The following is a 12,264-nucleotide window of genomic DNA, read 5'->3' on the forward strand; positions in this document are numbered from 1 at the left end:
ACGAATTTATGTTACCAATGGGAAATAATCAACTTGAAGGCTTCGCCCAGATCCGTGTGATCGGTGTTGGTGGCGGTGGCAGCAACGCTGTGAACCGCATGATTCAGGCCAGCATGATGGGCATTGAGTTCATTGCCATCAATACTGATGCCCAGGCACTCTTGCAGACTGAAGCGCCACATCGCATTCGCATTGGCGAGAAGCTGACTCGTGGCCTCGGTGCGGGTGGCAATCCTGGCGTTGGCGCTAAAGCTGCCGAAGAGAGCGCGGAAGAAATTTACGAAGCGCTCAAAGGCTCTGATATGGTCTTCATCACTGCTGGCATGGGCGGTGGCACCGGCACTGGAGCCAGCCCGGTTGTCGCCCAGATCGCCCGTGAGGTTGGCGCGCTCACCGTCGGCGTCGTGACCAAGCCCTTCCAGTTTGAAGGGAAGAAGCGCCAACTGTCCGCCGAAGAGGGGATCGCCAACCTGAAGCAACATGTGGACACGTTGATTACCGTGCCCAATGATCGCCTTTTGCAGATCGCCGATAAGCGCACGCCGCTCTCCGAAGCCTTCCGCCTCGCCGACGATGTGCTGCGACAGGGCATCCAGGGCATCAGTGATCTGATTACGGTGCCCGGACTCATCAATCTGGACTTCGCCGACGTGAAGACCATTATGTCCACTGCCGGGTCTGCGCTGATGGCTATCGGCGAGGCCAGCGGCGACACACGTGCCATCGACTCGGCCAATATCGCGATTGCCAGCCCACTGCTCGATATCGATATCAGCGGTGCTCGCGGCGTCCTCTTCAACATCACTGGTGGTATGGATATGACACTGCTGGAGGTGAGCGAGGCAGCCGATATTATCAGTCGCGCCGCCCATCCAGAGGCCAACATCATCTTTGGTGCGGTACAAGACCCCACCTTCGACGGCAAAGTCAAAATCACGGTCATCGCCACTGGCTTCGATGGAGGAACCGCGCGGCCACAGGCCACGTCTGCGCATATGATGCATCCATACACTGCAACACGCTCGGACTACGACCGCAGCCGCCTCTCAGTAAGCAACAGCAACAATGGCAGCACGCCCTCGTCAAGCGTCCCGCGTGCGGCGTCGCAGCCACAGAGCTACACGCCACCACCGGTCACGCCGCAATCGGTCGGTATGGCAAATTCGCCAACCAATCCTATGCAGCAGGGCGAACAGTCACGCAGCCAGCAATATGGAACACCGCCGCAGCAGATCATGAGCGATACCGGCCGCCAGCCAGTTGTCACACCGCCACCGCTTTCTCCACGTGAGCCAGCGGCCCTCAACGACTTTGACGAAGAGGTGTTCTCGCTAGAGAAAGAAGCGGCACTGGAGACCGGGCATAAAACACCTACCGTACCGGTTCCCGAATCGGAGGCCCAGCCATTGCCACGACCCTCACAGCCACGACAAAAGGTTCGTGGCCTGGATCGTAGCGCGACGGAGCTTTCGCGCGGTAGCCGCAACGCTCCTCCCGGAGACGTTATCGATATTCCCGCCTTTTTGCGCAAAGGCCGTTAAATAACAGAAAAGAGGGGAAACCTGATTTGCAGGTTTCCCCCTCTTTTCTGTACCAACTGTTTCGTAGTGGAGCGATGTATCGCGTGGAGGTGGTCTGTGATGCGGTTCCACCAACGCGATACATCGCTCCACTACGAAACACATCTAGATCTTATTACGCGTTTTACCGAGATTACCGGGGATCTCTTTGTTGAGGCCGATGTGATTGACCACAACGCGAACGCCCGGAATACCAATCATCTCCCTCTCCAACATTGATTTCATGCCGCCGCTAGGAACTTCCCCATAGAGGTTCAAGATGTAGTTCTCAACCAGAATTGAGAGATCTTTTGCGCCGTCCAGTTTCCCCTGTGTGCGCAGATTTTCCAGACGCGCATTCGCAATATTCAAGATAACGTCTTCGGCAGTGATATAGTTGTGTACATCGATGACAAATGGCACTTCTCGTACGGCGTCTTCCAATTCCTGACGTTGTGCCTCAAGCTCAACTTTGCCATAAAGTGCCAGCACAACACCCTCGTTCTCGACCTCTTTTTCAAGCTCGACTTTCACAGGATGTGCGCTCCAGGCAGTGCTAGCCACCGTGACGGTATGCTCGGCAACTTCTCTAGCCTGCTCCAGTATTTTCTCGGCTGGTGGTAATTCCCCTCTTTCATAGCGGATCTCTTCCACCTCATGAGGCGAGGCCATTGGATCTTCTAACGCCCACCCCAGAATACCGACGATAACAAATGGAGCAGCGATAATAGACAGCCAGGGAATATCGGGAAGAGCCAGCAATCCGGCAAGCGTAAACAGGATGGCCGCGCCCAAAATAAACGGCCACAGGCTCGGATTGGGCATGTGAATATGATGCTCTTCTTCTTCCAGGCTTCCCTCTACCTCTTTAACTGCCAGGGACGCCGATAATTCGTCCGTTGTAAGGTTCATATTGTGAAGAGACGTGTCCATAAAGCTCTCGCTCTCCTCTGAAAATGGTATACAATTGCAAGGGTCTGAATATGCAGGACTCACAGGTACTTACTAGCTCTGCTCTTGAAAATAATAGACAATTGCAGGGATCTCCATTCGATCCAGTCCCACATCCTAATCTTACTACGTAGCATACCAAATATATGAGGTTCGTGCAAGCAGCAGCAATTAACTACAGGGCTTTCCAATTCTCAAAGAGGAGGTGAAAAAGAAGAGTTTTTCTTGTAGAATACAAAAAACATCACATCGACAAGGAAAACTCTCTATGGACTATACAACATGGAACGTGCCACCTCAAGCGGAGATGGAAGCAGCGGAAAGCGCAGTTCTCTCGCTCTATGAAGCATTGCAAGGACTGACTGATCCCAGGCGTGCGCAAGGCAAACGCTACTCTTTGGCAGTGATCTTGTGCCTGCTTGTGCTTGCCAAACTTGCGGGACAAAAAACATTGAGTGCAGCCACCGAATGGATTCGCCATCGAGCAGGATACTTGGCCCAACACTTTGAGTTACGACGAGAGAAGATGCCATGTCAGACGACCTATTGGAACGTCTTGGCGAAAGTGGATGGGAAACACCTTGACGAGATCTTATCAGCTTTTTTTGTGCGATGGGAGGCTCAGATCCGGTGTGGAGACGAGCCAAGTCGGTTACACACTCCACAGAGTCAAGCCGATCATGCTCATCTGGCGATTGACGGGAAAACATTGCGTGCCACGACCTCACAAGAACATCCAATCCATCAACTCAGTTGTTATGAGGTCGCCACTGGCATTGTCTTGTGGCACTGTAATGTCGGGGCCAAAGAGAACGAGATCAGTGCGCTCAAACCCTTATTGACTCCCTCATGTGTGAAAGGACGTATCTTGACTCTTGATGCCATGCATACCCAACGTGATCTCTGTAGCCGCGTGCATCAACTAGCCGGAGATTATATTTTGATCGCCAAAGAGAACCAACCGACCCTCCAGGAAGATATTGCGGACTTGCTCGAAGATCGCGGCCCTGATCGTCGTCGGTGGAAACAAGCAGAGACGTGGGACAAAGCTCATGGACGGAAAGAACATCGAGCTATCACGTGCAGTCCTGATCTCAATGAGTGGTTTGGCAAGCAATGGGAAGGCATCGAGCAAGTCTTTCGGCTCGAACGGACGACCTTCTTGCTCAAAGCTGGCACGCTTCGTCATGAAGTCGTCTATGGACTGAGTAGTCTCTCCATGCGCCAAGCGCCACCTAGCCGCCTGCTCGCTTTGATTCGGGAGCATTGGGCCATCGAAAATCGGCTGCATTATCGCCGCGACGGAAGTTTAGGGGAAGATGCCTGTCAAACGCGCACTGGACGAGTACCGAGCCTTCTGGCTCAACTCAACAGCACCATCTTGAGCTTGATGGATCGCGTTGGCGTTCGCAACGTTGCTCGACAGATGCGCTATTTTGACGCTCACCCTCAACAAGCTCTTGCTCTCCTTTTCACTGGTTCTTGTACTGTTTATTAGAATTGGAAAGCCCTGAATTAACTACCAGGGCTTTCCAGTTCTCCGCTCAAAGGGGTGCAGGGTCTCCCTGCCGGGGTCTGGGGTGTCCCCAGTTTCCTTCCCTCCTTCGCGCGCCGCCTGCGACGGCGCGCAAAAGAGAAGAAAAAAGTTTTTTGCGGGGACACCCCGCACCCCGGCAAAGGGCTGCCGCCCTCTGCACTCCCGCTAGATGGGAGAATTGGAAAGCCCTGAATTAACTACTGCCATTCAGAAAGGGGATACGCAATAGCTCTTCCTCTATCTCTTGCCAGACCTCCTGCTCCGCTTGAAGCCGCGTCAAAGGCATGCGCTTGCGCGAGGCATCTATAATACACTCAGTCACACGCCGTTGAAAACTGGCTAATACTGGTTGCTGCCTCCAGGCAGGTGGCATAATGCCAAGCTCAATGTCTTGCAGCGGATAAAATTCATGATGCTCAAAGGCCAGCACCAGCAGATCAACATAATGCTGAATGAGGTCCATATGAGTCTGCGTAAAATAATTGCGCCGCGTGCAGGCAATGCCAAGACAACCAGCCGCCCGATCAGCGAGCAAAATAGGGTAGGCAATTGCACTCTGCCCTTCGGTAGTATAGTTATGCATAGGAAAGAGCCGCGACCTATCCTCCTGTGTGTGAACGGCGGTGAAGCGGCCTGAGCCGATGGCTCTTCCCACCTGCGATTCTGCACCTAGAAAGAGGGTGTGTTGTTCGACATTGCCCCAGGGAGGGTTTCCCCGACCATACGTTTTGCGCAGGCTGTGCACCTTCCCCCTGTTCAGTGCTGGCGTACACTGAGCAACAATGGCAACCATGCCCACCTGTTGCGGGTCAAGGTGTTCTAACAGCTGTTGGAGAATTAATATACTGACCGATGACCCACGCAACAATGGCGGGCTGCTGGTGTGGGCATTTAAAACGCGAGCATAAAATGCAGAGGGAATTTCGGGCGCGATATCCATAAATGTAGGAACATCGTCCATGATGTCTGCATATTCAGCCGTAATCAGTTGCATTGCCAAAGGCTGACGATATCTTGATAAGGCTGTAAGTAATGAGCGTATGTTGTCTGGACGTGGTTTCGATTTGTAATTCACCCAGCGTATCAGCGTAACCGGATTTACCCCCACAACCTCGGCAACCCGGAGTCTCTCACGTGGATCACTGATCACCAGCCCCAACAACTCACGCCACGTTTTCGGCTCTTCCATACTCATATGTGCTATCGCGTCAATCTCCTGTGCAAAGCTTACGCCCTCTTCCTCCTGATACAACAGAGCGAACCAATACGATGTTTAATAAACAGACATGCCCCCGTGAGCATAACTCATACATTGCTGTTCAGTCAATAAATAACACATAAAATGTTGTCTGGTTGGCAATAATCGAAAAAATCACTTTGGCTCTACAAACAAATTGTCAGCATTCATCTACACAATGCTATCAGTTGTCCCGTTCTTCTCACATCCTGCACAGTCGACGTGCTTCTTTCCAATAGGACACGTTTTCAATCTTCTCGCGTGACACTTTTGCTCTTGTATTTACGTACATTTTGATCCAGCATGAAGTGTCATAAATCACTGGTGCTATCATAATTATAGCATTTCTTTTCTCGAAGTGCAAAAGAACAGTATGAGTGTGATGAAACCGGTGGGGTTTCAAAGGAATGGTCTTGCCGAAGATGTATGAAGCAAATTGTGCAGGTTCGATTATTGGCATATCATACATGGTGGGATCAAATCGTGTATGGCAGAGGCGATGGCTGGTCCTCGCTCTGGTGCTACCATCGCGGCATGTGAAGTCGGGCGAGGACCAGCCATCGCCTCTGTCATACACTGGGGATGCTTTTAGATCTAACTATCCAATAGATGGGGTAATGTTTTATTTGCGTTTCCCTAGATCGCGTTTAACCTGAAATACATCTTTTATACGCTCGATACGTGCTAAAGCGCGCTGCAACTGCCCCAGATCGCTGATTTCTAGTGTTGCTGCAATGACCGCCTGTTCGCCGCTGCGGAAGGGAGTATTGACCGAAACAACGTTGATGCCCAGTTCAGAGGTAACGGCGGCGATGTCGCGCAGCAACCCTTGACGATCTCGCGCAGTAATCACAATGGGAGCCAGATAAGAAGACTGGCTCATCCCCGTCCAACTCACGTTGATCAGACGTTCGCGGTCCTGTTTGCGATACAGCGCGATATTCTGGCAATCAGTGCGATGAACAATCACACCTTTCCCGCGACTGACATAGCCCACGATCTCGTCACCGGGCAGCGGACAGCAACAATTTGCCAGGCGCGTTAAGAGGCCATTCACGCCGGCCACCTGCAATTGAGCTACAGTCGGGATCTTCGCCGTTGTACTCAACGGTATCCGTGCCGCTTCCTCCTCGCGGGTATCTTTCCCCTCGCGCTGCTGCCAGTATTCGTTGAGCTTCACCACGACAGCGCGCGGTCGAACATCGTCCGAGCCAATCGCTGCCAGCAGATCCTCAAAGGTATTGACGTGAAACTCATTGCCATCGCCGCAGAGCCAGCGCTCTACATCTTCGTTAATGGCTTCAAAGCCACGCCCGGATGACTTGAGTTCGCGATCCAGGCGTTCGCGGCCAATTTGAATATTGATATCGCGCTCGTGGAATTTGAGGTAACGGCGGATCTTGTTGCGTGCCGCCGCCGTACGCGCGAAATTGAGCCAGTCGCGTGTCGGATGAGCTGAGCGGCTGGTAAGGATATCAACGATCTCGCCACTCTTAAGTTCATAATCCAGCGGCACCATACGCGTCACCAGACGGTCCCCATCGCCACTGCCAAGTTGCGTGATAATACGCGCGCCAGCACAGCTATCGCCGACCTTGCTATGGATGCGATAGGCAAAATCAAGCGGAGTGGAACCAACCGGCAAATCTTTGACATCGCCTTTGGGTGTAAAGACAAAGATCTGCTCCTCGAAAAGATCATCCTTAATGGCTTCGACGAAATCCGTATCGCTGGTATTCGAGGTGCGAATTTCGTGTTGCCACTCGGTCAGTTGTCGCAACCAGGTTTGCAGTTCTCTAGCAGAGGCAGAGGCGTTGTCGCCAACATCCTTATAATACCAGTGCATCGCCACGCCATACTCGGCCATTTCATGCATCGCGTGCGTACGAATTTGAATCTCAACCAGTTGATCATCCAGGCAGAAAACCGTCGTATGCAGCGCTTGATAGCCGTTAGGCTTGGGATTGGCGATAAAGTCCTTGATACGGCCCTCTTTGGGTCGCCACAGGCTATGTACATGCCCCAGCGCGATATAACAATCGGGCGTCGAATCTACCAGAATGCGGAAGGCAATCAGATCGTGGATCTGGCCGATATCGGCAGCTTGCTTGAGCGCCTCCAGGTCTCCTCCTCCTCCCACATCGCCAGCATTGCGGGCCAGTTTCTTGTAGAAGCTATAGAGATGCTTGACGCGGCCAGAGACCTCCGCTTTCACGCCAAGCGCGTTCATTTCTTTGCGCAGGATGCTACAGACGCGCTCAACATAGGAGCGCCACTGCTTGCTTTCCATCTCGATCAGGTTGCGCACCCACTCGCAGCACTCTGGCTCAAGGATTTGAAAGGCTAAATCTTCCAATTCACTTTCAACACGGGAGATACCCAGACGTCCAGCCAGCGGCGCATAGATCTCGCGCGTCTCCTGAGCCATTGTCAGCATCTCCTGGCGATCTCCAATATAGCGCGGATGACACATACGTCGCATCGCATGCAGACGATAGGCCAGTTTGAGTAACACCACGCGCGGATCTTCGGCCATCGCCACAAACATTTTGCGCACCGTCTCTGATTGCTGGCGGCGCAAAGCTTCACGGATGCGTGGCTTCTTATCAATCGAGATGGCGGGGATACTGCCCCCCGTATCAGCAATATTCTGCTTTTTACGCTCCAGAATATTCAAGCGTTCCATGCTGCCCACAACACGTGCTGTTGTATAGCCCAGCACCTCTTCGATCTGCTCCAACGAGAGCAAATTAGCGTCCAGTGCTTCAAACACCAGACCAGAAGAGACGCCAATCGCATCGATATGCATTTGAGCTAAGATAGTTGCTACAGCAAGTGCATGCTCCAGAGGTGGTATTGGTCGCAAGCCGGATACATCGCGACACGTTTCCAGGCAGAGGTGCAGCGCCCTGCGAACCAGTTCGACATCTGGCGTCGTCATATATCGGTTCACAAGCCGTAAAAGTTTGATCGCTGCATCTGGAAACTCTGGCGACCCTGTATGTCTTTCTATAAACCTCTTGATCATGGCAATTATCTACACAGTAACCGGCCCATCCCGTTCAGAGAACAAGCCACAGATATTATTCTTTATCAGTATACGTTATAATTGGCCCAACGTTCGTCATCTTGCCCCAAACTGGGACTTGACAAATCACAAGCTGCTTGCTTCCTTATGAATATAAACAAACGCGCTCCCGCACGTTTCGTAGTCGCGCAATTTACCGCACAAATGCGGTATTTTATGATAAATTGCGCGACTACGAAAGGGAGATCGCCGCAAGCAACAGTAATGATAACGCCAATTCACTACAAAATGTTCCACCAATAAAAGGAGATTTCGCCCCCCACGACAGCACGATTTAGCGCGTATACAGGGCGCGTTCTACGCTGACGACATTTTTGACTTGACGCAAACGACGGAGGACACGCTCGATTTGATCAATAACGCCCTGCGCGGCGGCAATCTCTAGCGTTGCGGTAATCACGGCTTTCTGGAGAGATGTGTTCGTCGAGGAGGTTACAGAGATCATATTAATACCAGCATCGGCAACGACCGCCGCCACATCGCGTAAAAGACCTGAACGATCATGGGCAATGAGCGTCACAGGAACTAGATAGTTCTCCGGCTCGATTTGCAGCCAGTTGACCTCTACAAGCGCATTGGGATTGCTGCGATAGCGGCGCAGGGTGCGGCAATCGCTGCGATGGACAAACATTCCTTTGTTCGGATTCAAAACGCCGACAATGGCATCGCCGGGAATCGGACAACAACACTGTGCCAGTTTGACCAGACTGGCAGCCTCGTTCTCGATGGTGGCATGAGCACCGCTCTTGCGCTGAGCAATCTCTCCATGTTTGCGCAGGAACGGCAACAGGTATTTCTTGATCTCCTCAATCTGAAGATCCTCGCGTCCCAGCGCGACATAGATATCATCGAGCGTGGCATACTTTTTGAGGGCAGCACCCGCCGCCGGATCTTCACTCCGCAGGCGCTGAAGCAGCTCTTCGATACGCTCATTCACACCGGCCGCACCCATCGTTTTAAGGGTCAGATCCAGGCGTTCGCGGCCCATTTGTAGATTGATCTCGCGCTCATATGTCTTGAGATAGCGCCGAATCTTGTTGCGTGCTGCCGCTGTGCGCGCGAAGCTGAGCCAGTCGCGGGTGGGATGAACGGTCCTGCTCGTGACGATATCAACGATCTCGCCACCTTTCAGCTCATAATCCAGCGGCACCAGACGCGTCACCAGCCGACCGCTATCATCCATGTTAGTAATAATGCGCGCACCAGCACAGTGATCGCCAATATCGGTATGAATGCGATAGGCCATATCCAGCGGAGTTGAGCCGCGCGGCAAATCCTTGACCTCGCCTTTGGGCGTAAAGACAAAAATTTGCTCCTGAAAGATATCGCCCTTCACCGCCTCTACAAACTCGTCGGCGCTTTGCGGCAACTCGCGCTGCCACTGGCGCAACTGCTCGATCCAGGCCACCATCTCGCGATACGAGAGACGCCAACTGTTGGGCGAGGCCTCATCCTTGCCCACGCGCTCTTTCAGATACCAATAGCTGGCAATGCCATAATCGGCGGTTCGTTGCATATCGTGGGTGCGAATCTGGATTTCAGCGAGGCGATTGTCAAGGCAAAAAAACGGTGGTGTGCAGCGATTGATAACCATTCAGCTTGGGCGTCGCAATAAAATCCTTGATACGCCCATCCTTTGGTCGCCACAGCGCGTGAATATGACCCAGCGCCAGATAACACTCGTTATCGGTATCAACCAGAATGCGAAAAGAGACCAGATCATGAATCTGGCTCAGCTCGTTTCCAATATGCAAATGAGTCACATCATCCACTTTGCGGTTAATGCTCGCCAGATGTTTATGCCAGGCATGAACTTCCGCGTGAATCCCGGCGCGCTGCATCTCTTCACTTAAGATACGGCAGACCTCCGCAGCATATGGAGCACGCCTTTTTACCTCTTCCGCCACCTCCTGCTCTAACCACTCGTAACGCTCAGGCTCCAGATATAAAAGCGCCAGATCTTCGAGTTCGGCCTGCACCTGCATCATGCCCAGACGCCGGGCCAGGGGTGCGTAGATCTCGCTGGTCTCACGAGCCTTGTTCTGCTGCTGAGCAGGAGACATGGCGGCAAGCGTACGCATATTATGCAAGCGATCTGCCAACTTGAGAACCACCACGCGCGGATCTTCGGCCATCGCCAGGAGCATTTTGCGCACAGTCTCGCTGCGCTGGCGGCGCTTGTCAACGATTGAGGAGGGAGGACGTTCGGAAGGGGTTTCAGGCTCAGTACCCGACTCCAGTTCAGAGGAATGTTCGCTGCCAGAACTAGCGGGCTGGCTGGCAAGGGCGTCAAATTTGGTCACGCCATCAACAATACTGGCGACAGCAGCGCCGAACTGCTCGCGCAATTCTTCCAGCGTATAATCAGTATCCTCAACAACATCATGTAAAAGGGCAGCCATAATCCCTTCAGCATCGATACGCATCTCAGCCAGCAGGAGCGCCACCTCTATTGGATGCTCAATATACGGTTCGCCAGAACGCCGCACTACGCCCTTGTGTGCTTGATCGGCCAGCGCATATGCTTGCCGGATTCTCTCCATATCCTCGGGGAGAGATATTTACTTGTCTCAACCAGTAAATCCGCAAGCGTGAAATGAGATGGAGTCAAGTTCGTCCTCAAAGCTGCTGCCGTTGCAATTGAGGGAACAAACGACTCAGCAGCAATTTTATTTGAATCGGTAGCCATTATAAAACCCTACAACAGAGCCAGTGATACCTTCTTGTGTTTGCACGTCTTTCAACCTCCATCGCGGCCTGAGTAGCATTCATCCCTCCATACGCATAAGCGGAAAGGCACCTCTTCCAGGTGTCCTCCTTTGCGCCAGCTTTTTTATTTAGACCAGACGACAAGACACCCGCAAGAGATGCCCCTTGCGCGGGAATACATCTGCACATATCCAAAAAGAATCTTACTACTTTATTATAAAGAGCAAAGTATGACTGTCAAGCAAATCCATAACCTTTTAGATACAATGTCGCCAGAAAGGAATGACTTGACCGAAAAAAAGGTCACAATGTGGTTGTTACAAACCCGGTACAATAATGAACGTAAATATAGTTACATTTATTCCAGAGAAGCAGCATACAGCAGTCTCAGATAGAGAATTCTTGTATTATACAACAAAAATAAGACAAAACCAAGAACACACCTCGGCTTTGTCTTCAAGTTCTGAATGGAGAAAGGGAGCGCCTGAACTACGACTCTCTGCCTACCTACTCCCAGAGAGGATGCTCTCTCAAAAAGAGAACAATCCTCGCTGTCTGTATGCAGAAGGGGTCAGCGAATACCCGAATTAGCTGCGAGCAACGCGAACCTTATCGTAGCACGGGCTGCAATAAACGGGGCGGTCATTCTTGGGTAAGAATGGTACCTGCGTCTCTGTGCCGCACTCTGCACAAATAACAGTGTGCATTTCTCGCGGGGCGCGTTCAGAACGTGAGCCGGTAGCGCCAGCAGAAGCTCTGCGGGCAGCGCGGCAGGAAGGGCAGCGACCAGGCTGATTCATCAAGCCCTTTTGCTGGTAGAACTCTTGTTCACCTGCTGTGAATACAAAATCGTTTCCACATTCACGGCATTTTAGGGTTTTGTCATCGAAACTCAACTAAGGACCTCCTGTGTGATATGTTGGTAATCCTCCAGGTCCATAATTCCGTAGCAGATGTCCACCATCGTTCTTTCCTTCCCCCTACCAGCGTGGGTCGGAAACTCTGGACGAAGCACCGTATGCGAGACCGAGATTGGATACCGCATGAAAGCATACACCATCTTTTAGCCATTTGCAAGCGTTTTTCCGGCAAAAATTTATTCTTTTCAATATCTTTATACATCTTTTATGTGCCTGCTTCTTTCTACACAATTCACTTTTTCGTCTCATTTCACCCACTTTCG

General features: G+C 52.0%; 7 protein-coding genes and 1 pseudogene. 2 read left to right on the forward strand and 6 right to left on the reverse strand.

All coding sequences use genetic code 11. From position 1 onward, the window contains the following. Positions 1-8: 8 nt before the first annotated feature. Positions 9-962, forward strand: a pseudogene (gene ftsZ, locus K3T83_RS57890) (cell division protein FtsZ); the annotation flags it as partial. A 723-nt stretch (positions 963-1,685) separates the two neighbouring features. Here ftsZ and K3T83_RS14450 read toward each other — a convergent pair. Further along, positions 1,686-2,492 carry a BON domain-containing protein gene (locus tag K3T83_RS14450; RefSeq protein WP_220203672.1) on the reverse strand — a complete coding sequence of 269 codons (807 nt, stop codon included), beginning with the start codon at positions 2,490-2,492 and terminating at the stop codon, positions 1,686-1,688. Between the two features lie 286 nt (positions 2,493-2,778). Here K3T83_RS14450 and K3T83_RS14455 point away from each other — a divergent pair, with 286 nt between their 5' ends. Further along, positions 2,779-4,008 carry an ISAs1 family transposase gene (locus K3T83_RS14455; RefSeq protein ID WP_220203673.1) on the forward strand — a complete coding sequence of 410 codons (1,230 nt, stop codon included), beginning with the start codon at positions 2,779-2,781 and terminating at the stop codon, positions 4,006-4,008. 232 nt (positions 4,009-4,240) lie between these two features. Here K3T83_RS14455 and K3T83_RS14460 read toward each other — a convergent pair whose 3' ends face one another. From K3T83_RS14460 to K3T83_RS14480, 5 genes are all read right to left on the reverse strand, one after another. Continuing rightward, entirely contained in the window at positions 4,241-5,236 is a 996-nt protein-coding gene (locus K3T83_RS14460) for a helix-turn-helix domain-containing protein (protein WP_220203674.1), read from the reverse strand. A gap of 670 nt (positions 5,237-5,906) precedes the next feature. Beyond that, positions 5,907-8,225, reverse strand: a complete 2,319-nt coding sequence (locus tag K3T83_RS14465; RefSeq protein WP_220203675.1) for a RelA/SpoT family protein — start codon at positions 8,223-8,225, stop codon at positions 5,907-5,909. 421 nt (positions 8,226-8,646) lie between these two features. Further along, positions 8,647-9,966: a TGS domain-containing protein gene (locus K3T83_RS14470; RefSeq protein ID WP_220203676.1), complete on the reverse strand. Its 1,320-nt coding sequence runs from the start codon at positions 9,964-9,966 to the stop codon at positions 8,647-8,649. After that, positions 9,926-10,915 (reverse strand): HD domain-containing protein, encoded by a 990-nt coding sequence (locus tag K3T83_RS14475; protein WP_220203677.1) that lies wholly within the window; start codon positions 10,913-10,915, stop codon positions 9,926-9,928. The genes K3T83_RS14470 and K3T83_RS14475 overlap by 41 nt, the downstream gene beginning before the upstream one ends. Before the next feature lie 753 nt (positions 10,916-11,668). Then, complete coding sequence (locus K3T83_RS14480; protein ID WP_220203678.1) at positions 11,669-11,977, reverse strand: zinc-ribbon domain containing protein; 309 nt, start codon at positions 11,975-11,977, stop codon at positions 11,669-11,671. Between the last annotated feature and the right edge of the window lie 287 nt (positions 11,978-12,264).

This window comes from Reticulibacter mediterranei (assembly GCF_016587455.1).

Bases quoted from the DNA above. Each gene is read 5' to 3' on its own strand.
- K3T83_RS14450 (WP_220203672.1), bottom strand. From the start codon at position 2,492: ATGGACACGTCTCTTCACAATATGAACCTTACAACGGACGAATTATCG.
- K3T83_RS14455 (WP_220203673.1), top strand. From the start codon at position 2,779: ATGGACTATACAACATGGAACGTGCCACCTCAAGCGGAGATGGAAGCA.
- K3T83_RS14460 (WP_220203674.1), bottom strand. From the start codon at position 5,236: ATGGAAGAGCCGAAAACGTGGCGTGAGTTGTTGGGGCTGGTGATCAGT.
- K3T83_RS14465 (WP_220203675.1), bottom strand. From the start codon at position 8,225: ATGACGACGCCAGATGTCGAACTGGTTCGCAGGGCGCTGCACCTCTGC.
- K3T83_RS14470 (WP_220203676.1), bottom strand. From the start codon at position 9,966: ATGGTTATCAATCGCTGCACACCACCGTTTTTTTGCCTTGACAATCGC.
- K3T83_RS14475 (WP_220203677.1), bottom strand. From the start codon at position 10,915: ATGGAGAGAATCCGGCAAGCATATGCGCTGGCCGATCAAGCACACAAG.